At 61.3% G+C, this 24,699-nt stretch carries 21 protein-coding genes and 2 pseudogenes; 11 read left to right on the top strand and 12 right to left on the bottom strand.

Annotated features, from left to right (window positions below; translation table 11 throughout):
- The first annotated feature begins 135 nt into the window (after positions 1–135).
- Positions 136–2,157 carry an acyltransferase family protein gene (locus HV675_RS00110; RefSeq protein ID WP_175108708.1) on the top strand — a complete coding sequence of 674 codons (2,022 nt, stop codon included), beginning with the start codon at positions 136–138 and terminating at the stop codon, positions 2,155–2,157.
- Positions 2,158–2,280: 123 nt separating this feature from the next.
- On the opposite strand, the gene HV675_RS00105 is transcribed toward HV675_RS00110, so the two are convergent.
- Complete coding sequence (locus tag HV675_RS00105; protein WP_175108707.1) at positions 2,281–3,258, bottom strand: zinc-binding dehydrogenase; 978 nt, start codon at positions 3,256–3,258, stop codon at positions 2,281–2,283.
- Between the two features lie 696 nt (positions 3,259–3,954).
- Here HV675_RS00105 and HV675_RS00100 point away from each other — a divergent pair.
- Positions 3,955–5,484 (top strand): methyl-accepting chemotaxis protein, encoded by a 1,530-nt coding sequence (locus tag HV675_RS00100; protein WP_175108950.1) that lies wholly within the window; start codon positions 3,955–3,957, stop codon positions 5,482–5,484.
- Between the two features lie 101 nt (positions 5,485–5,585).
- Here HV675_RS00100 and HV675_RS00095 read toward each other — a convergent pair whose 3' ends face one another.
- Positions 5,586–6,611 (bottom strand): TauD/TfdA family dioxygenase, encoded by a 1,026-nt coding sequence (locus tag HV675_RS00095; RefSeq protein WP_175108706.1) that lies wholly within the window; start codon positions 6,609–6,611, stop codon positions 5,586–5,588.
- A gap of 148 nt (positions 6,612–6,759) precedes the next feature.
- Here HV675_RS00095 and HV675_RS00090 point away from each other — a divergent pair, with 148 nt between their 5' ends.
- Entirely contained in the window at positions 6,760–7,650 is an 891-nt protein-coding gene (locus HV675_RS00090; RefSeq protein ID WP_175108705.1) for a LysR family transcriptional regulator, read from the top strand.
- A gap of 23 nt (positions 7,651–7,673) precedes the next feature.
- On the opposite strand, the gene tcuC is transcribed toward HV675_RS00090, so the two are convergent.
- The 5 genes from tcuC to HV675_RS00065 form a co-directional block, all read right to left on the bottom strand.
- Positions 7,674–8,996 (bottom strand): MFS transporter, encoded by a 1,323-nt coding sequence (tcuC, locus tag HV675_RS00085; protein ID WP_175108704.1) that lies wholly within the window; start codon positions 8,994–8,996, stop codon positions 7,674–7,676.
- A 195-nt stretch (positions 8,997–9,191) separates the two neighbouring features.
- Positions 9,192–10,343, bottom strand: a complete 1,152-nt coding sequence (locus HV675_RS00080; protein ID WP_175108703.1) for a CaiB/BaiF CoA transferase family protein — start codon at positions 10,341–10,343, stop codon at positions 9,192–9,194.
- A 330-nt stretch (positions 10,344–10,673) separates the two neighbouring features.
- Positions 10,674–11,444, bottom strand: a complete 771-nt coding sequence (locus HV675_RS00075) for an IclR family transcriptional regulator (protein WP_175108702.1) — start codon at positions 11,442–11,444, stop codon at positions 10,674–10,676.
- A gap of 117 nt (positions 11,445–11,561) precedes the next feature.
- Entirely contained in the window at positions 11,562–12,275 is a 714-nt protein-coding gene (locus tag HV675_RS00070) for a response regulator transcription factor (protein ID WP_175108701.1), read from the bottom strand.
- Between the two features lie 219 nt (positions 12,276–12,494).
- A complete protein-coding gene (locus HV675_RS00065; RefSeq protein ID WP_281364003.1) occupies positions 12,495–14,234 on the bottom strand; it encodes an ATP-binding protein in 1,740 nt (579 codons plus the stop codon).
- Between the two features lie 924 nt (positions 14,235–15,158).
- Between HV675_RS00065 and HV675_RS00060 the strand changes: the two genes are divergently transcribed.
- The 3 genes and pseudogenes from HV675_RS00060 to HV675_RS32315 form a co-directional block, all read left to right on the top strand.
- Entirely contained in the window at positions 15,159–15,974 is an 816-nt protein-coding gene (locus HV675_RS00060; RefSeq protein ID WP_175108700.1) for an EAL domain-containing protein, read from the top strand.
- A 50-nt stretch (positions 15,975–16,024) separates the two neighbouring features.
- Entirely contained in the window at positions 16,025–16,798 is a 774-nt protein-coding gene (locus tag HV675_RS00055) for a 4'-phosphopantetheinyl transferase family protein (protein WP_175108699.1), read from the top strand.
- Positions 16,799–16,839: 41 nt separating this feature from the next.
- Positions 16,840–17,034 (top strand): annotated as a pseudogene (locus tag HV675_RS32315) (hypothetical protein); the annotation flags it as partial.
- On the opposite strand, the gene HV675_RS00050 reads toward HV675_RS32315, so the two are convergent.
- The 5 genes from HV675_RS00050 to HV675_RS00030 all read right to left on the bottom strand — a co-directional run bounded on the left by HV675_RS00050 (position 16,990) and on the right by HV675_RS00030 (position 20,786).
- On the bottom strand, positions 16,990–18,123 hold the full coding sequence (locus HV675_RS00050) for a DNA topoisomerase IB (protein WP_175108698.1): 1,134 nt from the start codon (positions 18,121–18,123) through the stop codon (positions 16,990–16,992). The pseudogene HV675_RS32315 and the gene HV675_RS00050 overlap by 45 nt on opposite strands.
- Before the next feature lie 101 nt (positions 18,124–18,224).
- Positions 18,225–18,521, bottom strand: a complete 297-nt coding sequence (locus HV675_RS00045) for a hypothetical protein (RefSeq protein ID WP_175108697.1) — start codon at positions 18,519–18,521, stop codon at positions 18,225–18,227.
- Complete coding sequence (locus HV675_RS00040) at positions 18,518–18,892, bottom strand: phage holin family protein (protein WP_175108696.1); 375 nt, start codon at positions 18,890–18,892, stop codon at positions 18,518–18,520. Before HV675_RS00040 ends, HV675_RS00045 begins: the two co-directional genes overlap by 4 nt.
- A 55-nt stretch (positions 18,893–18,947) precedes the next feature.
- Positions 18,948–19,238 carry a CsbD family protein gene (locus tag HV675_RS00035; RefSeq protein WP_175108695.1) on the bottom strand — a complete coding sequence of 97 codons (291 nt, stop codon included), beginning with the start codon at positions 19,236–19,238 and terminating at the stop codon, positions 18,948–18,950.
- Positions 19,239–19,553: 315 nt separating this feature from the next.
- Positions 19,554–20,786 carry a LysR substrate-binding domain-containing protein gene (locus HV675_RS00030; protein ID WP_246270013.1) on the bottom strand — a complete coding sequence of 411 codons (1,233 nt, stop codon included), beginning with the start codon at positions 20,784–20,786 and terminating at the stop codon, positions 19,554–19,556.
- Positions 20,787–20,929: 143 nt separating this feature from the next.
- On the opposite strand from HV675_RS00030, the gene HV675_RS00025 reads away from it, so the two are divergent.
- From HV675_RS00025 to HV675_RS32310, 5 genes and pseudogenes are all read left to right on the top strand, one after another.
- On the top strand, positions 20,930–21,781 hold the full coding sequence (locus HV675_RS00025; protein ID WP_175108693.1) for an amidohydrolase family protein: 852 nt from the start codon (positions 20,930–20,932) through the stop codon (positions 21,779–21,781).
- Between the two features lie 136 nt (positions 21,782–21,917).
- On the top strand, positions 21,918–22,832 hold the full coding sequence (locus HV675_RS00020; RefSeq protein WP_175108692.1) for a substrate-binding domain-containing protein: 915 nt from the start codon (positions 21,918–21,920) through the stop codon (positions 22,830–22,832).
- Between the two features lie 70 nt (positions 22,833–22,902).
- Positions 22,903–24,261, top strand: a complete 1,359-nt coding sequence (gene dctA / locus HV675_RS00015) for a C4-dicarboxylate transporter DctA (RefSeq protein WP_175108691.1) — start codon at positions 22,903–22,905, stop codon at positions 24,259–24,261.
- A 109-nt stretch (positions 24,262–24,370) separates the two neighbouring features.
- Entirely contained in the window at positions 24,371–24,529 is a 159-nt protein-coding gene (locus HV675_RS00010; RefSeq protein WP_175108690.1) for a hypothetical protein, read from the top strand.
- A 53-nt stretch (positions 24,530–24,582) separates the two neighbouring features.
- Positions 24,583–24,699: pseudogene (locus tag HV675_RS32310) on the top strand (amidohydrolase family protein); the annotation flags it as partial.

Below are 24,699 nucleotides of genomic sequence, written 5' to 3'. Positions count from 1 at the left end.
TTCCACTAAAGAACCGGCCAGGATTCCCATCAACGCAATCGGATACGCGCAGCCCCACTGACGCGAGCGATTGCCTGCAGGTCACCGGGTTGGTCAATAAGTTGTCAATAGGCCTGTTTTTCGGGGTTATTCTTCATGCCGTCCACTTACGCGCGAACCCAGCACGTTTCGCAGACCTATCGTCCAGATATTGACGGCTTGCGGGCGCTGTCCGTGATCGCGGTGATGCTGTGTCACGCCGGATTCAACGCATTCACCGGCGGCTTTATTGGCGTCGACGTCTTTTTCACCATCTCCGGATTCGTGGTCACGACTTCCCTGCTGGGCGACCTCGATCGCGATGCGTTTTCGTTCAGGGCATTTTATGCGCGCCGCGCAAAACGGCTCGCGCCCGCGCTCTACGTGATGCTGTTCGCGACCTTCGTGTTCAGCCTGCTCTTCCTGTTTCCAGACGACACATTCCATCTTTCGAAAAACATCCTTGCGGTCGCAACGATGACGTCGAATATCTTCCTGTCGAAGCAGACGGGGTATTTCGATGCGAAAGCCGCCGACCAACCGTTGCTGCATACGTGGTCGCTGTCGGTTGAAGAGCAGTTCTACGTCGTGCTGCCGCTGCTCCTGTTCTGGCTCTATCGGAGCAAACGCAAATGGATCGCGCCTGTGTTCGCGCTGCTGTCGGTTGCCTCATGCATTGCAGCGGTGGTCGCGGCGCAGCACGGATCCAACGGCGCATACTACTTCGCGCAGTACCGCGCGTTCGAATTCCTGGTCGGCAGCCTGCTCGCATTGCACGAACACAAACGCGATGCGCGTGCGTCGTGGTGGGCCGCGGTGCTCCTGATCGCCGGCATGGCGATGATTGTGGCCGGCACGCTTGGCGCAAGCAGGATGGCGCAGTTCCCCGGCGTCGGCGCATTCCTGCCCTGCTGCGGCGCGTTGCTCGCGATCTATGGCGGCCGCCGCGCAGGCGCGGCGAGCGTCGTCCTTGGCAACCCGGTTGCCGTGTATATCGGCAAGATCTCGTATCCGATGTACTTGTGGCACTGGCCGCTCCTTTTTGCGCTTCGTCAGCTCGATGTCGCGAGCGCCTATGGATACGCGGCGGTATTCGGCCTGACGTTCGTGCTATCCGCGCTGACTTATACGTTCGTCGAACAACGCGTTCGCCACACAAGGCTCGCCCCGCGCAAGGCATTGGTACGCTTCCTTGCGATTCCGCTACTCGTCACCGGCGCGATGGCCGGAACGGGCAAACTCACGCAAGGCTTTCTTTTTGCGTACCCGGCGAAAATTCGCGCGGACGTTCACTGGTCCGGCGACGCGCTATTCGACATGCCGCGCGGCAAAAAATGCTGGTCCAAAGTCGAGGTCACGTCCGCCGACACCTGTACGCTCGGTGATGCGCACGCGCAGAATAAAGCGATTCTTTGGGGCGATTCGCACGCGTACCATCTGATCTATTTTTTCGACCGGATGGGCAAAAACCATCAGCTTGCCATTCATGACATGGCACTGACGCTATGTCCGCCGATCGAACACGAACCGCCGAAGCCCGGCTATTTGCCGTATCTGAAAGATCACCTCGAATGCGTCGCGCACGACAAAGCGGTGATGGCGTATGGGGCCACACATCCTGATATCCATACCGTTTTCATGGCCGCCGCGTGGCAGAACTATATGAACCTCGGCGCTGCGCCGGACGCAGGCCCGAACGATCACGGATTCCGCACCGGCCAGCTCGAAGCCGAACTGGCGGCGACAATCGACAAACTGACGCAAGCCGGCAAGCACGTCGTGCTGATGAACGATGTGCCGATGATTCCGCTAAAACTCGTCAACTGCTCGTTCAACAACGACCTGTACTTCCCGGTTCATCGTGAGGCGTGCCAGTTCGATGAAGGCATTGCGCGCGATCAGCATGCACCGATCGCCCAGATGCTGAAGCGGCTGAAGGAACGATTCCCGTCGTCGGTCGACATCATGCACACCTATGACGTGCCTTGCGACGGGACCGTGTGCAAACTGGATTTCGACGGATTGCCCGCGTACCGATACGACGATTATCACCATCTGAGCATCGCGGGCAGCACGTTGCTTTACAGCCATTATCTGCAGCGGCACCCCGGAGAACTCGACGCGATACTCGCGAGATAAGCGCAAAACGGCACATATCCCAAAGCCCGAGCGACAGCCTTGCACACCGTCGCCGGGGCGTTTAAACGCGATCATCCGCGGGTTATCAAGCGACAAGCCGCCGCGCACGAGCAAACCCGCCGCTCACTCGTCATGCACCACCACCATCTTGCCTTTCGCTTCACCGGCCTCCATGATGCGGTGCGTCTCCGGCACCTCGTCGAAGCGGAACACGCGCCAGGGCCTGGTTGAATATTTCCCCGCCTCCACGTCTGCGGCAATCGCTTGCAACGGCACATCCGACAGCGGGAAACCCGGCGTGCCGAACACAAAGCTCCCAAAGAACGTGAGGTCCACACCGCTTGGCATTTGCAGCAGCGGATTGAAATCCGCAATCGGCGCAAGACCGCCGAGCCAACCCGCGAGACAAACTTTACCGTCGCGGCGCACCATGTTCAGCGAGTCCAGCATCGTGCTGTTGCCAACGAGGTCGAGCACCGCATCGAGTTGCTTGCGCTCGGCAATATCTTTAGACAGATCCGGCCGCTCGATTTCGCAGCGACTCACGCCGGCCGCCTTCAGCTTGTCGAAACTCGATTCCCGGTTCGCAGTCGCAATGACCTTGATACCGGCGTTCACCGCGAGGTTGACCGCGGCCACGCCGAGCGCCGATGACGCGCCGCGAATCAGAATGGTCTGTCCACGTTGAATCTTCAGGTTGCGAAACAGCGCCGTCCACGCGGTTGCGTACGATTGCGGAATCACAGCAAGCTCGGCCCAAGGCAAATTCGACTCGATCGCGGCGACATTGCTCACTTTCGCCCGCGTGTACTCCGCATAGCTGCCGTTGATCGTCCGGCCGAGTCCGCCCATCATCGCCGCGACCTTGGCGCCGACGGCAAACTCGCCGCCCGGGCACGAATCGACGATACCCACACATTCGATGCCGCTCACCGGCGCCGCTTCCGCCCACTCGCCGCGACGCATATGCATCTCGGCATGATTGATGCCGAATGCCTTGATCCTGATCACAACCGTTCCTTCCTCAGGCTCCGGCTTGGGGATGTCTTTGTATACCAACGCTTCCAAACCGCCAAAACCATCCAGCACGATCGCCTTCACGTCGCTCTCCTATGAAACGTCCAATTGACCACCTCAGTCCGACCCGATCAGAAACGTGATCGGGTGCCTGCTCCGAGTGGACCTGATGGAACGCATCATAGCCATGCACAGTAACTTTTCAAACTGTTTATTATGGGTTACATAGACGGAGACTAAAAACCTCGTGCAAATTGGACAAAGCCGGGCGAGTCTGGCCCAGCGGACGCTTGACACGGGAGGGGTGCACCGCGCAAGGCGCACCGGGTGGAAATGCATTGCGTAGACGCGTTGGACTGCGCATCGGTTGAACATCCCGCCCGCATTTCAGTATCCCGGCGTACGAGACAATCCCATGTCCGCGCGCGCACCGGACCGAGCGTTCGACTGCGATTTCGCCTCGGCAACAAGGGTTCCGATGCCGGTCACTCGCACGACCCAGCCGGAAATGGGCGTGCTCCCACAGCACACGGCTTACTGTCATACGCGCAACACCGAACTATGCGACGAGTTCGCTCCCGGCCAGCAAGCGACGATCGACGGCCCAAGCGCCGTCCGGAAGACTAAAAACGCCGAATCAGCGTTAACCCTTATTCATCATCCCGGCAATTACTCCGTTAGCTGCATTGAACGATCTCGCATTTTTCATCTCACGCAATCCAAGCGTGCCTCTCCAAGGAGTAGAAATTGAGCCGTCTCAGCGTAAATACCAAATTATGGATGGCGCTCGTCGTAACCTGGTTGGGTCTCCTCATCCTGGGCGGTTGGGCTGCACGCGAATCACGCAACACAATGCTGGCAGAGCGGCAAGGCGCGGTGCAAAACGTCGTGGAAGCCGCGTACGGCGTGGCCGAGCAGTACGCGAAACTCGCCGACGAACAGAAGATGCCGCCCGATCAGGCGCGCGCTGACGCGATGGCGCGGATCGGCGCGATGCGTTATCCGAACAACGGCTACATCATCATTTGCGACTCCCATCCGACCGTGATCATGCATCCCGTGCTCGCCGACATGCGCAACCGCGATGTGACCGGCTACAAGGATCCGAACGGCAAGCTGTTCTGGCTCGACATGATCAAGATCGCGAAGGAAAACGGTCAGGGTTTCGTGCAATACGACGGCCGGCTCAATGACAAGATCGCGACCAAAATCGCCTTTGTGAAGCGATTCGCGCCATGGGACTGGTATCTGACCTCCGGCGTCTATGTAAACGATATCGACAGCGCTTTCTACGACAATCTGCGTAACTATCTGATCGTCGTGCTGGTGGTGGGCGGACTGATCAGCGTCGCGATGGTGATGATCATCCGCAACGTCGAGAGGAGCCTCGGCGGCGAGCCGTCGTATGCGGTGGAAATCGCTGAAACGATTGCGAGCGGCGACCTGACCAGCTCGCTCAACCTGCGCGCGAACGACCGGCAAAGCATGCTGTTCGCGATGCATAACATGCAGCAGCGCCTGATCGATACGATTGCGCGCATCCGCAGCGGCGCGGAAACGATTACGGTCGCCGCACAGCAGATTTCGGCCGGCAATCAAGACCTGTCGTCGCGAACCGAAGAGCAGGCAGGTTCATTGAGCGAGACGGCCGCCAGCATGGAACAGCTGACCGCGACGGTCAAACAGAACGCCGACAACGCGCGGCAGGCGAATCAGCTGGCTGCGAATGCGTCGAATATTGCCGGCGAAGGCGGCAACGTCGTGCATCAGGTGGTGGACCGCATGCAAAGCATCGCGTCGAGTTCCAGCCGCATCGTCGAAATCATCTCGGTGATCGAAGGCATTGCGTTCCAGACCAACATCCTCGCGCTCAACGCGGCGGTTGAAGCCGCGCGCGCCGGTGAAGACGGCCGCGGCTTCGCGGTGGTCGCGGGCGAAGTGCGCAGCCTCGCGCAACGCAGCGCGGATGCGGCCAAGGAAATCAAGGCGCTGATCGAAGCGTCCGTGCAGGAGATCGAATCGGGCCGCGGGCTCGCGGAGCGCGCGGGCGAGACCATCGATTCGATCATGCGGGCGGTCAAGCAGGTCACCGATATCATCGGCGAGATTTCGGCTGCGTCGTCGGAACAGACCCAGGGCATCGAACAGGTCAATATCGCCATCGCGCAGATGGACGAAACGACCCAGCAGAACGCGGCGATGGTGGAACAGGCAGCCGCGGCCGCGCAGTCGATGGAAGAACAGGCGCGCACGCTGCGGGAAACCGTGAACGTCTTCCGCGTGGGCGACGGGCAATTGATGCCCGCGTAATGGCCGCAAGAACGGCTGCGCAGCAGCTTGCCGCGCAGCCGTTCTCACACCGCAAAAAAGGGGAATCGAGATTCCCCTTTTTCATTTCATGCGTAACGCGATCAACCGTTATAGAAGCGGCGGCCCTCATTGCGCAGCCACAAACGCACCAGATGCCGCTTGCGCTCAGGTTCCGGGAAATCGACGAAGCCGGTGCGGCGATGCCCGCAGCGCTTGTTGTCGACAATCTGAATCTGCCCCGGCTCGAAGAAAAACTCGCGGCACAATTGCGGCTCGCGCATCGTCTGCTCGAGCACCTCGAGCGCGTCGGACGTTTCGCGATCCATCTCGACACCCGCCATCGCATAGCCGTTGATCACATGGCGATGCGACAGCCGGCACACCAGGTGCTGGTGCTCGTTCTGGAACAGCGGATGGCTGATCACCGTCGCGTCGTCGGGCGCATGCTCGCGCTGCCGGTCGAACAGGTACGGACGGTACAGGCGCGGCAACAGATGCGCACTGCGCTTGAGCATTTCGTTGTACACCGTATAGAAGCTGACGATGCTGCTCACGCCGCCTTCCATTGCCGGTTGCAGGCACAACAATGCCACGTAGTCCGGCGGATACAGGTTATAGCTGTTATCCGTATGAAAGTTCTGTTCGGCATTCGTGATGTCGGGGCGCACGCCGTTGCCGGGCGGCTTGCCGAGATCGCGCACGTCGTAAATCATTTTGCCGTCCCAACTCTGCGCGACCGGTCTTGCGACGAGTTGCGACAGAATCCAGTACACGGCCTGCGACATCGACAAGCCATACTCGTGCACCGGCAGCTTGTCGATGATCACGAAACCCGGACCCGCTTCGAGCAGCGTCTTCGCTTCAAGCATCATTTTCCGGCACGCGGGAAGTTCGAATTCCGCGACATCCAGCAGCGCAGTCGGCAACGGATTGGCGCGCAACGTGTCGACCAGCTGGTCGATTTCACGCTGGCATTCGGCGCTGATGCGGATCATGCCGTCGTCCGGACGCAGACTTTCGCCAGTCCATGCGATCGGACCGTCGAACGGCCGGGTTCGAATGTCCGGACTCGCCGGCACGGCCCCTTCCTCGAGTATCAACGCGCCGTGGTTCACGCTGTGATTCATTGCCCCGCTCCTGAATGAAGTTATATGTCCCGCACAGGCACTCTAGGGTTTTTGCACGCCGTCGAATAGCGATATATTTCGATCAACCCGCATCGAAAAACCCGATGAACGGTTTGATTTCCCAACCCGGACACCCCCACTTGCAGCCATGGATATCCGTCAGCTTGAAACACTGCTGCGCATCGTCGAAACCGGCAGTTTCGCGGGTGCGGCCGATGCGCTGTGCGCAACGCAATCGACCGTCTCCGCACGTATCGGCGCGCTGGAACGATCGCTCGGCGTCGAGCTGTTCGACCGGTCGTCGCATCGGGCACGGCTCACGCCCAAAGGCCAGGAACTCCTGAAGCCCGCGCAGGAAATCGTCGCGCTCGCGGCGCGCGTGCGTCATCAGATCGGCAACACCCAGGTTCTGACCGGCACGGTGAGAATGGGCGTAGTCGGGCTCGTCGCACTCACGTGGCTGCCACGGCTGATGTCCGCCGTGCGCGACCGCTATCCCGGCGTGACGGTCGTGCTCGACATCGCGCTGACCGCCGCGTTGATCGACAAACTGCGCGACGGCGAGATCGACCTCGCGATCGTAACGGGCCCGGCTGACGAGCCCAGTACATCCTCCGTCCCGCTCGGTCACGACGAATTCGTCTGGATCGCGGCGAGCACGCTGAACCTGCCGACCGAACGCATGACGCCACGCGAACTCGCGCGATGGCCGGTATTGGGTCTGTCGTCGCAATCGCATCACTACCCGGTAATCGAACGCTGGTTCCGCGCGGGCGGCGCCGAGTTCAAGCCTGTCATCTCGTGCAATACGGTGCGCGTGCTGGGTGACCTGACGCTTGCCGGACTCGGCGTCAGCCTCCTGCCGCGCCATTCGTACACGGCCGAAATCGCCGCGGGCAGACTGACGGTGCTCAACACGGAACCGCGTATCGGTCCGGTGGAATTCGTTGCGCTGTACCGGACCAGCGCAACGAATCCGCTAACCAGCGCGATCGCCGCGCTGGCCACCGAAATCAGCGAATTTGCGGGCAACCTTTGACGCAACGCATGAGCGTGCCGTGCTCAAGAGTGACGCTGCGACAGTCCCTCTTCAAAGGCCATACCCGGCGTGGCGGGCGATCCTTCCGCCTTCGGAAACATACGGAACGTCGCAATCAGCGCCACCGCCGCCGCACAGGTCAACCACACTGCCGGCATCGCGTTGTTACCGCTCGTATGGATCAGCATCGTGCAAATGACCGGCGTGAATCCGCCGAACACCGCCTGCGCGACGCTCCACACCAGCGAAAACCCCGTGCTGCGAATATGCGCGGGCATAATCTCGGTCAGCGCGACCACCATTCCGCCTTGATACGAGCCGTAGATAAACGCATACCAGACTTCGACTATCATCAGACGCGCAAAGCTCGGCGCCTGAATCAGCCAGTACATCGCCGGATACGCGGTCAGAATGACGAGCGCCGCGCACGCGGTCAGCACGGGCCGGCGCCCCACTTTGTCCGATAGCGCGCCGATAATCGGCAGCATCAGGAAGTTGGTCAAGCCGACCGCCATCGTGACGAGGAACGTATCCATGGCCGGCAGCTTGAGCACGCTTTGGCCATACGTCGGCGTATAGGCGGTGATCAGGTTGAACATCACGGCGGTCATCGTGACAAGCATGACCGCGCCACCGATCGTTCTGCGATGCATTTGCAGCGACTGCACGATCTGCCGCGGCGTCGGCGTCGTTTTGCGCGCTGCGAACACGTCCGTTTCGCGCAGACGGCGACGCATCGAGAACAGCACCGGAATGATCAGGCAGCCGATCACGAACGGAATGCGCCAGCCCCACGAATCCATTTGCTCGGCGGTAAGCTGCCATCGCAGCACGACGCCGAGTACCGCCGCGAACACCACCGCCAGTTGCTGGCTCGCGGATTGCCAGCTCACGAAAAACCCGCGCTGCTTCGGCGGTGCGATTTCCGCGAGATAGACCGACACGCCGCCCAGTTCCGCACCGGCCGAAAATCCTTGCAGCAAACGCCCGCACACCACGATGATCGGCGCCGCAATACCGATGGTCGAATACCCCGGTACACAGGTGATCATCAGCATGCCGATCGACATCAGCCCCAGCGTGAGCAGCAAACCCTTGCGCCGTCCTTTCCGGTCGATGTATCCGCCGAGCACCAGCGCGCCGATCGGTCTCATCAGAAAACCCACGCCGAACGTGGCAAGCGACAGCAACAGCGAAACGAATTCATTGCCGCGCGGAAACAGCGCGTGCGCAATGGAAACAGCGTAGAAGCCGTAGACGGAGAAGTCGTACATCTCCAGAAAATTTCCGCTCGTCACACGGAAAATGGTTCTTGCCCACGGTTCGGATCTGGAATGCGCCTGCATGGGTGGTCCCCTTCTATTCGGATTCGGCGCCATTGCGTTGCCGGCCGCCCATCATGAGATGAGCGGCAGTGGCGCCGGGCCGTACTGCGCTAAACGGCAACTGCTGCGACTTGCCGCTGTGTCAAACCCCGTTTTCGTGTTGTTCGAATCTGATGAAAGTCTACGACTGTATCTTCTATGTATGACGAAACAATCTCATTCGAGCCGCCCATCGACTCGCCATAGCAGCTCATGGTTATGTTCACCGAGCGACGGCGGCCGGCGGCGGATCTCCGCGCTCTTGCCCGAGAATCGCACCGGCGACGCGAACGTGCGCGTGAGCTTTCCATTCGGCAACTCGATCGGCCGAACCCACCCCATATGTTCGACCTGTTCGTCCTGCAACACTTGCGAGTAGCGGTTGATCGGCGCGCACGGCACGCCTGCGGTGCGAAAACAGTGAATCCAGTGGGCGGCATCGTGCGCGGCAAATGCCGCCTCGAGTATTTCCGCCAGTTGGGCCTGGTGCCGCGCGCGCAGCGTGGTGGTCAAAAAACGCGCGTCGCTCGCGAGATCGTCGCGATTGACGACACGGCATACCGAGCGCCAGAGCGCGTCATTGCCTGCGGCCATGCCGAAGTGCGCATCGCGCGCCTTGAAGGCCTGATAGGGTGCATTGCGCGGATGCGCCGAGCCGAGCTTGACGGGGTCATGGCCGGTGCCGAAGTACTCGGAGGTTTGCAATGCGGCGATGGCGAGCGTCGCGCCCAGCATCGGCACATCGATATGCGTGCCGCGGCCGGTCTGCGCGACACCGCGCAATGCCGCGACAATCGAAAAGGCTGCGTAGAGTCCCGCGGAAAAATCGGCGAGCGGCACGCCGCACTTCACCGGTGCACTGCCCGGCTCGCCCGTCACGCTCATGATGCCGCTCATCGCTTGCACGGTGAGATCGAAGCCACCTTCCTGCGATCTCGGGCCGTCCTGACCGTACGCTGAAATGGAGCAGTAAACCAGTTGCGGATTGAGCCGGCTCAAACCCGCATAGCCCAACCCGAGTCGATCCATTGCGCCCGGGCGGTTGTTTTCGATCACGACCTGCGCATCGCGCGCCAGCAAGCGAGCCTGCTCGGCGTCGAGCGGATCTTTCAGGTCAAGCGACACCGACCGCTTGTTACGGTTAAGGGATGCGAAGTTCTCGCTGTAACCGTCGGTCATGGGCGGCCATGTCCGCAACGTATCGCCCCCTTTCGGGTTTTCGACCTTGATCACGTCCGCGCCCATGTCGCCGAGCAGCATGCCGCAATAAGGGCCTGCGGCGACATTGCAAAACTCGATGACACGAATTCCCTCGAGCGGCATCTCCATGCAATTCCTCGGTGTTAACCACACGTTCAGGACGTCTGCGTGAAACGCCGGCAGGTCATCTCGAGAATGTGCGGCCGATCGAGCGTGCGGCGTAAAACCATTGTGCAGCGATCCGGCAGATGTGTAAACCAAATTTCGTGATGAGCGTCCTATAAAATAGGACGGCACGAAAGCCGAAGCGGCGCCGCGAAAATCCGACCCGGAGGTTGTCGGTATCGCACGGGAAAACTTGAGGAAAATTTGCAGATGTCATCGTCGCGCTTGCGCGACGAGCGGCGCCGAGGCCGGCTGGCGGGCCGCGCCGCGGCCTCGCCGCGCGCCCATTGCGGACTAGGAATCCGTATTGAAGTACGGTTGTCTGAAACCCATAGAACGGGAAATGTGTGCGCCGGCCTTCAATACTTCCGGCGTGAGCGCCTTCACGCGTTTCGGGCTCAAACGCTCGAGCGGACCCGATATGCCGATCGCGGCGACGACCACGCCCAGCCCGTCGAACACCGGCGATGCCACACCGCCGACGGAGTCCCGCCACTCGCCGCGATTGACCGCGAACCCGGTTCGCGCGATTTTTCGCAATTCCGCGTGCAACGCCGCGCGATCGGTAATCGTCGCGGAGGTATGCGCTTGCAGATTCAGCACGCGGCTGTCGAGATAATCATCGTCCTGAAATGCGAGAAGTGTCTTGCCGGTCGCCACGCAATACGCCGGCGCCCGGCCGCCTATCACCGAATAAGCGCGCACCGGCTGCGGACTATCTATCTTGTCGACGTAGATGACCGTGTCGCCATCCAGCACCGACAGGTGGACGGTCTCCTCGGTGAGGTCGGCCAGTTGCCGCATGACGGGGGCGGCCTCGCGACGGACATCCAGCCGCGCAAGCTGGATCGTGCCGAGTTCGAAGAGTTTCAGCGTGCTGCGGTAAACACCGCTCGACTCATCCCGAACCGCATAACCGGCATGCGCCAGCGTCTGCAACGTGCGATGCGCATTGCTTTTCGTCAACCCGACGCGGGTTGCCAGCGCCTGAATCGTCAAAGGCTCGCCCTCGTGTCCGGCGAGCGCCTCGAGCACCATCAGCCCCTTGAGTAGCGTTTTGTCCATGCTCCGGTTGCCGCTGACAGGAAAGCGACATTCTTGCATACCGCGGCGCGGACACTACTCCAGACTCGCATGCCCAATTTCCAGAACACTTCGGATGACGAATTTCACTCCTGCCGGTTACGTGCAGATTTCACTTTCGACAGGCGCCTTGACGAGATCCAGCCGGTACCCGAGCGTATAGATCGACGACAGACGCAACCCGTTTTCAGGGCTCAGCTTCAGCTTCTGCCTGATTCTGTAGATGTGCGTATCCAGCGATCGCGATTCGACGCTGAGCTCGCGCCCCCAGGCGGTCATCGCCAGCAAATCTCTTGACAGTATTTTTCCCAGATTGCTGAAGAGCGCCGCGACCAGCTGGAATTCCTTGGTCGTCAGATCGATCCGGCTGCCGCGCAATCTGACGCTGCGTTCCATCGGGTCGAGCACGTAGTCGCCCGCCCTGATCGGCTCGTCACGCGCAATGGTTCGCGCGACGCGGCGCAATAGCGCATTCACGCGCGCGGCGAGCTCTTCCGCGCGAAACGGCTTGACCATATAGTCGTCCGCGCCCGCGTCGAGTGCCCTGACGACATCGACCTCATGAATACGGCTCGTCAGGAACAGCACGCCGTATTTCACATTGGCGCGCGCGCGGATCCAGTGCAGCACTTCAATGCCGCTCATTCTCGGTAGATGCCAATCGAGCACGACCGCATCGACCGGCTCCGATCCGAGGCAACGCACGGCTCGCTCGCCATCATCGACAATCGTGACGGTATGGCTCAACGAATTCAGCGCGCTCGACACCGCCTCCGCCTGAATGGGATCGTCTTCGACAACAAGAATGCGCATGTATGCCCCCGAGCATTGTGACCTTCTTATGTCCGACTTGCGTACATCTACGAGCTTTCGTCAATCGCGCAAACGTTTGCGAATCGCACAGTGTCGACACAACGGATGATCCTAGGACAGACACTATAAATATGTTTGAACTTTTGTGAACTACTTTACTGCCCGGCAGAGGGCAAATGCATACCGCATTAGCGACTGCTTTCATGCGGCATTGCACACTCAATCGCGTTGACTGTTCCCATGCAGTTTCGGCAGAAACACCATAAACGTCGTGCCCTGACCGAGCACCGAATCGACTTGCAGCTTGCCGCCGAGCGAGTCCACCACGGTCTTGACGAACGCGAGCCCTAACCCGTGGCCGGATCGCGAATACTTTTCATCCAGTTGACTGAATTCGTGAAAGAGCGCTTTCCTTTTTTGCTCCGGGATGCCGACACCGCGGTCGATCACGGAGATCTTCACATGCCGTTCCGTCTCCGCAAGATGAACGTCGACCGTCGCATAGCGCGGACTGAACTTGATCGCGTTGCCGATCAGATTCGCAAATGCGCGGCGCAGCAATTGAACGTCGGCGATCGTGCACTTGCCTGGCTCGGCGAAGAGGTTCACGGTGGTCGACCTCGCCGTCGCCTGCGGCCACAGGTCGTCGATCGCATCGCCCAGCACCAGCGCCGGATCGACCTGCGTCAGCTTGGGTGGCAGGCTTTCCGCGCGCGCGAGAAACAGGAAGTCGTCCGCGAGGCTGAGCGCGGTCGTCGCATACTGGCCGACCAGCATCGCGAACTGACTGGCGGTAAAGCGCGGCGGCTGTTGTTGCATCTGTTCGACCAGCGCCAGAATGGCGGCTTGCGGCGAGCGCATGTCATGCGACAGAAAGCGCAGCGCCGTGTCGCGCTGGCGCTCCGCCCTGCGCACGGACGAGACATCCGCCACATGAAAGATCAGTCCGCCGTCCCGGCCCGTGGACGGTTTGATCTGCGCGCATTTGATCAGCAGCGCGCGGCCGTTTCGCGCATTGGTTATCTCGATGCCTTGCGCGAACATCGATTCACCATATGCGGGCGGATCCTGGTCGCCGGCCCAGAGCGCGAACAGCGCGAGCGCCTGCGACGCGAACTCAGTCGCCCGATGCGACGCGGTGATTTCAAAGAGCACGTCCGATACCGGTCGACCCGCGGCGCTGGCGCGTTCGGTTCTCCGCAGTTCGGAACTTTGACATAACGCCTTCACGCGCTCATTGGCAAGAATGACTTCGCCGGTAGACGACGTCACCAGTGTCGCCTCCGGAAGGCTGTCGACCCACTCGGAAATAAACTCGCGGTGGCGCCGCACCCGATCGGACAGCGAGGCCGCCGCGCTCAACTGACGTTGGACAGGATCGTCAAAGAACTTCACTGTGCGCGGTTCTTCCGGCAGCGACGGCTCGCCCGCGCTCTTTGCCGCCTCCATCGACAGATAGTTCAGCAGCGCTTCCTGGCGCCGCCATGCCCACAACGGATACGCAAGCACAGAGATGAAAATGGCCGTGCATGGCGACAGGAATCGATGCCCGAACGCCAGCATGGCAATCGAGCCGGCCGCGACGATGCCGGCAAGGCCGACGGACGCGAACAGACCCGCGCGCGGCCCAAGCAGGTAAAGCAGTATGCAAGCCAAAGAAACCACGCACTCGCTGAAGATCAGATCGCCGCCGACACTCGCCGGGCGGACCAGCGTCGATGTCGACAGGTCGAACTCCACCGCCGCTACGTTGCTCTGCGTCAATCGATCGGCCCGTTGCGCGTGAATTCCGTCACTGATCGGCCATCCGCCAAGGCTGCGAACCGTGCGATCGTCCACCGCTGTCACGGCGACCTTGTTGGCGGATACGCAATGCACGACGCGTGATGCGGCATCGACGAACATCCGGTCGGCACGATGCAGAAAATGACTGGAAATCATGCACAAACACAACACCATCAGGGCCGCCGTCAGCCAGATCCAATCGCGCGTCAGATTCGAATGCCATGCCTTCAATGACAACGATTCGGTGCCCGGCCGCTCATATGGCAAACCGGCACGAGGACTGCTCGCCTGCGCCTCTGGTTTTGATATCTTTCGCTTTATCCGATTAATTGACATTTATTATAAAAAACACAATAAATTTAATTTTTAAAAGCGTCAGGGTTTTTCTTAAAAATCATTAAAAAATACCTCACGATTTTTTCGACCCCGTTAATTACCAGTTCACGCCATATCGGGTTACCAATCCCTATAATTTCAGGCCGCGCACAAGAGGTTGCATATCCGTCACGCCCGGCACGCGACTCGCATTGCGCCGCGGCAACCCGCGCCGTCGCGCCCAGTCAGCCCTGCCCGTCGCGCCCGCCAAGGAAGGCAGTATGGCCGGTTCATATGCCAGCTCCCTCCGATGGAGAGATGCTCGTGACCGCATCCATCATTTGTCAGACAATTGCATCTACCATACCGGAAATGCACCCATCTCAAATGTCAACAATTGTCACAAAATGAGTAATCCGGCCGCAAATGAAAGCGTTCGATGGTATGCAATACGTTTTCGCTGTTTTTTCCATGTAAAATCGCCGAAGCCGCCGGCAAACCATCTGCCCGCACTCCATCAGCTTGCCGTCGCGGCACAGTCAAATTCCCTGATGCAGCTCTAGTCACAGAGCACAAATGGAAATGGTCAGCAATAGCTGCCAGCGATGAATGATTAAAATAATCGAAAAATTCGGGTCCCTTGACTTACGAGTACTCACCCTCTATACAGAACGTAAAGCCGTCAACAATCATAAAATCGTTTTCAGACACTTCCGCTCAATCTTTGGACACGACTTACCGTTCGCCGCGCAATCCAACCGCATCAGATGAAGCGGAACACCAATGCGACAAACCTCACCATTACAAAGCGCCTCTACTCTGGTCAACGATGCGGAACGTGGTCTCGGTCAAGACGAGTTCTTTTTCGTGCTTCAGCCCAAGCTGAGACTGCAGGAAAACAAACTATCAGGTTTTGAATATCTGATCAGATGGCAGCATCCTGAGAGTGGCGTACTCGAACCAGCGTACTTCATCAGTGTTGTAGAAGATTCGTTGCTCGCGGGAAGATTTACGGACATGCTCGTGGCCCGGGCGGCAGAAACGCTCCTGCAGTGGAAAGTCGCAGGCCACGAAGATCTCTCTCTCGCGATCAATCTGTCGGCGACCGAGCTCGGCCGCAAAGACATGCCAGGCCGGCTCAGTGCGTTGTTCAACTCGCTTGGCGTCAAGCCATGCCGATTCCAGATCGAACTCACGGGCGTCGTGCATCCCGATCAACTGGATTGGCTGGTCGATGTGATCCAGGCCGTCCAGGCCACGGGCGCGCGCGTCGCGCTTGACGATTTCGGTTCCGGCTTCAACTCGCTGACGCTCCTTCAGCAACTGCCCGTCGATATCGTGAAGTTCGACCGCTCGCTGATCAGTCAGGTGGTCGTCAACGGCGAATCGAGACGCATGGTGGAAACGCTGGTGCGTCTCGCACAGAACCACGGGAAGGAAATCGTGCTAACAGGACTGGAAACGGCGGAACAGTTCGCGTGGGCCAAAACGTTGCCCGACATCGAAGGTCAAGGATACTTTATCTGCGAGCCGATCGACGAGGGAGAGATCGACAGGATCATTTTCCGCCATCGGCCGCGCGACATCAAAGCAAAATAGCGCTCCATTCATATTGTCGGCTACGAACCAAACGCGAACAGGATTGACCGATGCCCGAAGCGCAGCACGTGAACCACAATGTCGGTTTATGGTTCGTCGACCCGGAAGCGGTTGATCTTCCCGCTCTGCTGCATGCAAACGGCGGCGTGCTCAGCCCGGACGAACTTGCCCGAGGCGACCGCTTCCGCGCGCCGGTCCATCGCCGCGACCATCTGATTACACGCCTGCTCGTACGGACTGTACTTTCGCAAAGACTGTCTCTCGCCGCGCACACATTGCGTTTCGGCACGAATGCGCACGGCCGGCCCTATCTCCTCGCGCAACCGGATCTCTCCTTCAATGTCAGCCATACCGACGGGCTGATCGTACTTGCGATCGCGCAGGCGGGAGAAGTCGGCGTGGACGTCGAGCGGCTGCAAACCGATCGCGCGACATGGAGACTCGCCGAATACTGCTTCGCGGCCGATGAACTCGCCGCGTTGCGGCGCGTCGCTCCAGACCGGTTCGACGAGACATTCTTCAGTTACTGGACGCTCAAGGAAGCGTATCTCAAAGCTCGCGGCACGGGACTCTCCACCGCGCTCGACAGTTTCTCGTTTGACCTCGACGACACGCATCGGATCGGCTTCAGCGCACCAGCCGGAGCCGACCGCGATCACGCGACACACTTCTGGCTGCTGCGCCCGTTCCCGATGCATCTATGCGCGCTGTGCGTTCGCTTGTGTCCGCAACCCCCTTCGCTAAACGCATGGAATATCGCGTTGCCGGATACGGCGGGCGCCGCGCTCAACCCGGCGGTGCTGCGGCAATCGATCGCGTACTAGCGGCGTCGGCCACCATTAAACGCACAATCCCGCCGCTCACCATGCACGATAAATACGTCGGGCCTGAGTTTCAGGGGCTTTAACCCGCCAATGTCCGCGTGACAGGCGGCGAGGCCGACCACGGGAATGCGTCTGGCGTCGTACGTTCGGATGACGGCAATCTCGAACTCGACTTGCGATTGCCGGAAGCGCTAGGCGGCCCGGGAAGCGACGCGCGCGTCGGCGGCACCCCGCCCGGAGGTCGCGCGCGGCTTGCGGCGGGCGGGCCGCTGCCGTTTCTCGATACGCGCGAGCAGTGCTGTGAAAGCGCACTCCTCGACCTTCATATGGCGTCTTGCAGGCTGCGGTGTGAGCGCCGTCAATTCGCCGGCGACAAAATACGCAATCACTTCCGGATGGATATAGCAGCGCCGGCATACGGCCGGCGTATTGCGCAGCAGCGTCGCCACTTCCTTGACGGTCGCAACCACATGACGCCGCGCATCCGTTTCGCTCTCGATCACCCGTTGACGCAGCGTCGCCATCGCGAACACGCTGCCTGCCCAGGTCCGATAATCTTTCGCGGTGAAGTCGGCCTGACTGGCCTCGCGCAGATAGTCGTTGATATCGGCGGAGCCGACCGTATGGCGCGCGCCGTCTTCGCCGATGTACTGAAAGAGATCATGACCGGGCAATTCCGCGCACCGGCGCACGATGCGCTTCACACGCGGATTGTCGATCGTGATGTCATGCTCGATGCCGCTCTTGCCCGCGAAACGGAAGCGCACCTCGCCCGCGCTTATTTTCACGTGCTTTTTGCGCAGCGTCGTGAGGCCGTACGACTGGTTGTCGCGCGCATATTCGACACTGCCGACGCGGATCAGCGTCGTGTCGAGCAGATGCACGACCGTCGCAATCACTTTCTCGCGCGGCATGCCGTCACGCGCGAGATCGCGCGCCACGCGCGCGCGCAATTTCGGCAATGCGCGTCCGAACGCGGCCATGCGGCTGAATTTGTCGGCGTCGCGCGTCTCGCGCCATTGCGGATGGTAGCGATACTGCTTGCGGCCGCGCGCGTCGCGGCCGGTCGCCTGAATATGTCCGCGCGGGTCCGGGCAAATCCACACATCGCGGTAGGCAGGCGGAATCGCGAGTGCATTGATGCGCGCGATCTCCTGCTCGTCTTCGATGCGTTTGCCGGTCGCGTCGAAATACGCGAATGCGCGCCCGAGCTTCCTGCGCGTGTATCCCGGCCGCGTGTCGTCGGCGTGCCGCAGGCCTGCTGGCATTGCCGGCAAAACGACTTCGGCAATGGCTTCGATTGTCACGCGGGTCATCGTTTTCATCGGTTTCTCGCCATTCCTGTCGTCAACCCTGACGTTATCTCAGACGCTGTCCGTTAGCCGCCTCGCAGATCGGACACGACACGTGATTCGCGATTCACGGCCTAACGGCCCGCAAGCCGTCGCACCGTCTTCGCAATCCATCCGGTCAGCCCATTGCGCACGACGAGCGCCGCGATGCGCCGCGGCCCGATGATCACCGTGCCCGCGAGTATCGCGACGAGCAGCGTCACATTGGGCGCGGTCGCCACCAGCGCGGGCAGATCGGCCGGCCGCAAGCCCGGCCTGCGCTGCGCGTCCGCAAGCTTCACCGCGTTGCGCGCGGCAAGCAGCTCGGTACGGGACGCCTCCATCTTCGCAAGCAATGCGGCACGCGCCGCATCGCCGGATGCCGAAGTCATTTGAGCGCCTCCTTGACGGTTGCGAGGTCGCTGCGCAGTTCTTCCTGCAGCACCTCGATCGACCAGACCGGCCGCTGCACGCGGAATATCAGCAGCGCCACGATGGATAGCGCAAGCCAGCCGCCGGCCACGGCCCACACAACATGAATGAAATACGGCGTCGCCCAGAAGCTGGCAATAATCGCAACGCACACGAACGACAGCGTGAAGAGTCCGGCCACGGCCAGCGCAACCAGCGCGATGACTTCGCGCAGCAGCCGCGTGCGCATCCGCGACAGTTCGGTCGACAGCAGTTCGCTATAGTCGGCGACGCGTTCGACGCAAAAGCGGCTCACGCTTCCCCATTGCGTCACTTTTGAATGAATCGACATCGCGAGCCTCCCATGCCGCGTCGCCGCTCATCGCCGCCGCGCTTGCGCGCGCACGCTAGCGACGGCGCGCGGTGCGGTCGTTTGCAGCGTCGGAGCGGTTCCACGACCACAACACACCGAGCGCGAAACCGACCGCGACGGTCGCCGCGAGCGTCGCGAGCGGCTTTTCGATCATCGAATCGCGCGCCACAGCCGCAGTGTCCGCGCAGAGCTGCTGCGCCTTGCCGCACAACTCCTTCGCCTTACCCGACATTTGCATGCCCGCATCGCCGAGCGCGTCGCCCAGCGTCTCCTGTGCATTGCCGACCGCTTCGCGGACGACTCCTTCGGTCTTCGACGTTTCCATATGCTTCTCTTCTCCCGGTAAGCACCGTCTGCACACATGCAAGGACGGTGTCGTGCATGCGTGCTGCGCAAGTTCCGCGCCATCGCATTGGGAGGTGCGATTACATGGCTTATGCGCTTACGCGATGCGCGGCTTTTGTAACGCTTACCTGTGCCGCATGTACAAGCCGCCTGGATGGGCGACTGGTTTCATACACGCGCGGCTCGGTCGACCGGCTGGTAAAGGGCGCGAGAGGTGGATAACAGCTGGATAAGCGGCTGGAGGTAAGCAGCTGGGGTAAATGGCTGGGAGCGACGGCCGACGCACACGGTCCATTCAAACGCGCGACTCGCACTCCGCGCTCAACTCTTCGATAAACGCCTGCTGGACCGCGGTGCTCAGCCAGTCGGCGCGCACCGTGTACCCGACCACGCGGCTCGCTTCGGGCGTCTCCAGTTCGAGCGCGGCCATTTCGCTGCCCGGATAAGCCTCGCGAATCTGCGAGCGCGTGAGCAGCGTGATGCAGTCGCTCTCGATCAGCATCGCCATCATCATCGCGAGCGAGCTGGTCTCGACGACGAGCGGCGGCTTGACCGGCAGACGCGCCAGAATCGAATCGATCGTTGCGCGCCGCGGCACGTGGCGTTGCGGCACCACCCAGTCGTAGCCGGAAAGATCGCGCACCTTGACCGTTTTCTGCGCGGCCAGCCGATGGCCTTTACGCACCGCGATCACGTACGGATCGGCAAAAAGTTCGGTTTCCTGCACACCGCCGGCAAGCCGCGGCTCGCGCAGGCCGCCGATGATCACGTCGATCGCGCCGTTGCGCAGCTCGCGCAACAGCCGCGCGTGCGCGCCCTCGTCCACCGTGAGGCGTGCCGCCGGATAACGCTCGCGCAACCGCTGAATCGCGCGCGCAACGAGCCGCGGCGCCAGCATCGGCAACACGCCGATTGCGACCTTGCCGGTCGACTGGCCGCGCGCGTACGCGAGATCTTCGCGAGCCTGCGCGATTTCGTAGAGCGCAAGACTCAGACAACGCGCGAATTCGAGACCCGCCGGGTTCGCGGACACGCTGTGCACGCGCCGGCGATACAGCGCGACGCCGACGTTCTGCTCGATCTGCCGCGCCGCGCGATGCACGGCCGGCTGCGAGATATCGAGCTGCTGCGCGGCCTCCGCGGCCGACCCCGCATGCGCGATCGCGATGTGACAGCGCACCTGCGCATCCGTCAGATGGCGGCAGATGTTTTTCGCGTCCGCCGCGCTCGCCGACTGGCCGAGCAGACTCGCCACCGCGCGCTCGATCTGATCGAGCATGCGCCGCACCCGCCGCTGCAGGATCACCCCCTCCGCCGTCAGTTCGCTGCCGCCGAAGCCGCGCTCGAACAGGCGCCCGCCGAAGCTTGCTTCCAGCTTGCTGATCGCAAGGCTGACCGCCGGCTGCGTGCGCCCCGAACGCAGCGCCGCCTGCCCGATGCCGCCGGCTTCGCACACCGAGTCGAACAGGAACAGGCGCCGCAAACGCGTCAGATCGTCATCGCGCTCCGTGCTCTCGTAAAGGCCCACCGCCACTCCGATAATGCCGCGTGAAAACCCGTAGCTTAACCAGAATTTATGCCCTGCGACGCACTTCATATTGAGGACCTGGCGCGCATCGCCCTTACAGTAACGTCCATTCGATCAAAAATCTTTCAGCCAGGAGCACGTTCATGTCCGTCGTCATCGACACACACACCCACGCCATTTCCCCCGACAAACAGCGTTATCCGCTCGCGCCGGTCGGCGGTCATCAATCGGAATGGTCGGCGAAGCGCCCTGTCAGCTTCGAAGGGCTGCTCGCGTCGATGGATGAAGCCGGTATCGACCGCGCGGTGGTCGTGCAGGCATCGACGGTCTACGGCAACGACAATAGTTATGTCGTGGAAGCGGTGAAAAGCCATCCGGACCGCTTCGCCGGTGTCTTCTCGATCGACGTGCTCGCGAGCGACGCGCCCACGCAGTTGCAACGCTGGCTCGACGCGGGCCTCTCGGGGCTGCGCCTGTTCACGACCGGCAGCACGATGCCCGGTCAGGCGGGCTGGCTCGACGACGAGCGCTCGTTCCCGGTGTGGGAATACGCACAGCGTCATCAGGTGTCGATCTGCCTGCAAATGACTGCGCAAGGCATTCCCGCGCTCTTGAACATGCTCGCGCGCTTTCCGGATATCCGCGTGCTGCTCGATCACCTCGCGCGCCCCGAGCTCGCGGGCGGGCCGCCGTATGAAGCCGCCGCACCGCTCTTCAGCCTTGCATCGCACGCAGGCGTTTATCTGAAGCTGACGAACCGCACGATCGCCGAAGCGGCACGCGGCGCGTCGACGCCGGCCGCCTTTTTCCCGCGCGTGCTCGATGCGTTCGGCGCGCATCGGATTGCGTGGGGCTCGAATTTCCCGGCTGCGGAAGGCACGCTTCCGCAACTGTTGGCCGACGCCCGCGAAAGTCTGTCGATGCTGCCAGCCGATGCACGCAAGGCAATCTTCGGCGATACCGCGCTGACGATTTATCCAGCGCTGTCCGCCTGATTTTTCGCGATTACCGCGTCGGTTTCCCGCTTCGGTTTCCCGCTGCGGCTTTCCATCACGCGCTTACCGTTTCGCTTTTTTTTGCTTTCGTTTTGGCCCGGCAAGCCGGCCCCAATCGAATCAGGACCCGATAACCTTGAACACCGCCACCCAACCGCGACTGCGTCTGAAGACCGCGCTCAAGACCTATCCGCACACCCGCGCGCTCAAAGCCGGCGAACTGACCGATCCTGCCATCGAACTCGTATTCGACGAGGTCGAGCCGATTCATCGCGCATTTGCGCCGATGGCGCGCCGCCAGGCGTATGACGTGAGCGAACTGGCCATCGTCACCTATCTGCAAGCCAAGGCGTACGGCAAACCGCTCGTGCTGCTGCCGGCCGTGGTCGCCGCGCGCTTGCAGCAGCGCTGCATTATTTATAATGCACGGCGCGGCAAGCTCGACGTCGGCAGTCTCGCGGGTAAGAAGGTCGGCGTGCGCGCCTGGTCGCAGACCACCGGCATGTGGGTGCGCGCAATCCTCGCGCAAAGTTATGGCGTGCCGCTCGAACAGATCGAATGGGTCACGGTCGAAGGCTCGCATCTCGAGGAGTATCAGGACCCGCCTTTCGTACGCCACGCGGAACCCGGCAAGCAATTGCTGCCGATGTTGCGCGCCGGCGAACTCGATGCCGCGATTCTCGGCAACGACCTGCCGGACGAAGCGGGGCTCGAATCGCTGATCCATGACCCGGCCGCCGCCGATCGCGCGTGGTATGCGCTGCATCGCTATGTGCCGATCAATCACGTCGTCGTGGTGACCGAGGCGCTTGCGCACGCGCATCCGCAAGCCGTGCGCGCGGTGTACGACCTGCTGTGCCGCGGCAAGGCATCGGGCGCCGTCGAAAACGCCGACACACCGAACAAGCTGTTGTTCGGCTTCGACGCGCTGCGCGGACCGCTCGAAGAGACGCTGCAGTACTGCCAGCAGCAGCGGCTATTGCCGCGCAAGCTGAGCGTCGACGAGATTTTCGCCGACAGTGCCGGCATCCTCGGCGACGCTGCACGCTAACGCCGCATCCGCCCATTTTCCGCGGCTGTCGAGCGACCCCGAGTTCGCCGCTGCTTCAGAAGGAGACACCATGAGCTTGCCCGGCAAGGCCGCCGCCCCGAAGACCAGAGCACGTCAGCCGTTCTATCGCGACCTGTCCTTCCAGGTGCTGGCCGGCATGGTGCTCGGCATCGCCACAGGCTACTTCTTTCCGAAGCTCGGCATCAACCTGCAGCCCCTTGGCGACGCGTTTATCCGCGTCATCCAGATGCTGATCGGGCCGATCATCTTTTGCACCGTGTGCAGCGGTATCGCTGGCGTGAACGACTTCAAGAAGGTGGGCCGCGTCGCGATCAAGGCGCTCGTCTACTTCGAAGTGGTGACCTCGCTCGCGCTGGTGCTGGGCCTTGTCGTGATCAACGTGCTGAAGCCCGGCGTCGGCATGAACGTCGACATGCACAGCATGCATTCCGCCGCCGTCGATGCGTATGTCGCGAAGGCGCATCACGTGGTGACGACGAGCGAATTCCTGCTCAACGTGATTCCTCGCACCGCAATCAGCGCATTCGCAGGCGGCGACGTGCTGCAGGTGCTGTTCTTCTCGGTGCTGTTCGCTTTCGGTCTCGCCGCGATTGGCGAACGCGCACGCCCCGCGCTGAATCTGATCGACGCGGTGTCGGGGTCGCTGTTCTGGATCATCGGCCTGACGATGAAAATCGCGCCGCTTGCGGCATTCGGCGCGATCGCGTTCACCGTCAGCAAATTCGGCTTCGGCACACTGCTCTCGCTCGGCAAACTGCTGCTCGAGTTCTATCTGACCTGCGCGCTGTTTCTCGCGCTGATTCTCTGGCCGATTGCGAGCGTAAACGGCTTCAGCCTGCCGCGGCTGATGCGTTACATCGGCGCGGAACTATTGCTGGTGATCGGCACCAGTTCGTCGGAGACCGTCTTTCCGCAACTGATCGACAAGCTCGAACGGCTTGGCTGCGATAAATCGGTGGTCGGCCTCGTACTGCCGACCGCGTACTCCTTCAATCACGACGGCACGTGCCTCTACTTCGCGGCGGCCGCGGTGTTCCTCGCCCAGGCGACCAACACGCCGATGAACTGGCACCAGCAACTGGTATTGCTTGCCGTTCTGCTGCTCACGTCGAAGGGCGCAGCCGGCGTGTCCGGCGCGGCAATCGCGGTGCTCGCGGCCACGCTCGCCGCGTCGAACACGATTCCGGTGGAATCGATCGCACTGCTTCTCGGCATTCACAAGGCGCTGTCGAGCGGGTTCGTGTTCACGAATATCGTCGGCAACAGCGTCGCGACGATCGTGGTGGCGAACTGGGAAAAAGCCCTTGACCGCGTCGCGTTGCGCAATGAACTGAAGACGGGTTACAAGCCGGCCGACCCGCCGCACGGCCGGCTCGAGCGACCCGGCAGCAGTGCGGCCACCCATTAACCGTACCCCTCTCACGGCCCGTAGCGTTGATTGACGAGCGCCGCCGGCCTCCTTCCGGATCACATCGGCGGGATCGGAATTCAGGCGACTGGTTAGTCATACGAACCGTATGACGAAGCTCTCCTGTTGCCTGACGCTTTATAAATTACAACATGAAGGCAGGAGACACGCATTGAAAAGGAATGCCTTGAAATCCATCGGATTTGGACTGTCGGCCGCCGCGGGCGTGATCGGCGCGCAGCCGGCGCAGGCGCAATCGAGCAGCTAATCCGCACGCCTGCGAGTGCGGCGCGCATCTTTTTTCGTAATGGAGAGCCACTGATGATCATCGACATCCACGGTCACTACACGACCGCGCCGACATCGCTGGAAGCCTGGCGCAACCGCCAGATTGCAGCGATCGGCAACCCCGCTGCGATGCCGAAACCGTCCGGGTTG

The organism is Paraburkholderia solisilvae (genome assembly GCF_902859875.1).
Lineage (GTDB): Bacteria > Pseudomonadota > Gammaproteobacteria > Burkholderiales > Burkholderiaceae > Paraburkholderia > Paraburkholderia solisilvae.
Note: the sequence above shows the minus strand (reverse complement) of the source record. Positions and strands in the feature narration are given on the sequence as shown.

Excerpts from the sequence above, each read along its gene's own strand:
- HV675_RS00095 (WP_175108706.1), bottom strand. The coding sequence starts at position 6,611 with ATGAATCACAGCGTGAACCACGGCGCGTTGATACTCGAGGAAGGGGCC.
- dctA (WP_175108691.1), top strand. The coding sequence starts at position 22,903 with ATGAGCTTGCCCGGCAAGGCCGCCGCCCCGAAGACCAGAGCACGTCAG.
- HV675_RS00055 (WP_175108699.1), top strand. The coding sequence starts at position 16,025 with ATGCCCGAAGCGCAGCACGTGAACCACAATGTCGGTTTATGGTTCGTC.
- HV675_RS00075 (WP_175108702.1), bottom strand. The coding sequence starts at position 11,444 with ATGGACAAAACGCTACTCAAGGGGCTGATGGTGCTCGAGGCGCTCGCC.
- HV675_RS00080 (WP_175108703.1), bottom strand. The coding sequence starts at position 10,343 with ATGGAGATGCCGCTCGAGGGAATTCGTGTCATCGAGTTTTGCAATGTC.
- HV675_RS00035 (WP_175108695.1), bottom strand. The coding sequence starts at position 19,238 with ATGGAAACGTCGAAGACCGAAGGAGTCGTCCGCGAAGCGGTCGGCAAT.
- HV675_RS00045 (WP_175108697.1), bottom strand. The coding sequence starts at position 18,521 with ATGACTTCGGCATCCGGCGATGCGGCGCGTGCCGCATTGCTTGCGAAG.
- HV675_RS00050 (WP_175108698.1), bottom strand. The coding sequence starts at position 18,123 with ATGAAAACGATGACCCGCGTGACAATCGAAGCCATTGCCGAAGTCGTT.
- HV675_RS00090 (WP_175108705.1), top strand. The coding sequence starts at position 6,760 with ATGGATATCCGTCAGCTTGAAACACTGCTGCGCATCGTCGAAACCGGC.
- tcuC (WP_175108704.1), bottom strand. The coding sequence starts at position 8,996 with ATGCAGGCGCATTCCAGATCCGAACCGTGGGCAAGAACCATTTTCCGT.
- HV675_RS00040 (WP_175108696.1), bottom strand. The coding sequence starts at position 18,892 with ATGTCGATTCATTCAAAAGTGACGCAATGGGGAAGCGTGAGCCGCTTT.
- HV675_RS00010 (WP_175108690.1), top strand. The coding sequence starts at position 24,371 with ATGACGAAGCTCTCCTGTTGCCTGACGCTTTATAAATTACAACATGAA.
- HV675_RS00060 (WP_175108700.1), top strand. The coding sequence starts at position 15,159 with ATGCGACAAACCTCACCATTACAAAGCGCCTCTACTCTGGTCAACGAT.
- HV675_RS00100 (WP_175108950.1), top strand. The coding sequence starts at position 3,955 with ATGGCGCTCGTCGTAACCTGGTTGGGTCTCCTCATCCTGGGCGGTTGG.
- HV675_RS00065 (WP_281364003.1), bottom strand. The coding sequence starts at position 14,234 with ATGGTGTTGTGTTTGTGCATGATTTCCAGTCATTTTCTGCATCGTGCC.
- HV675_RS00070 (WP_175108701.1), bottom strand. The coding sequence starts at position 12,275 with ATGCGCATTCTTGTTGTCGAAGACGATCCCATTCAGGCGGAGGCGGTG.
- HV675_RS00025 (WP_175108693.1), top strand. The coding sequence starts at position 20,930 with ATGTCCGTCGTCATCGACACACACACCCACGCCATTTCCCCCGACAAA.
- HV675_RS00110 (WP_175108708.1), top strand. The coding sequence starts at position 136 with ATGCCGTCCACTTACGCGCGAACCCAGCACGTTTCGCAGACCTATCGT.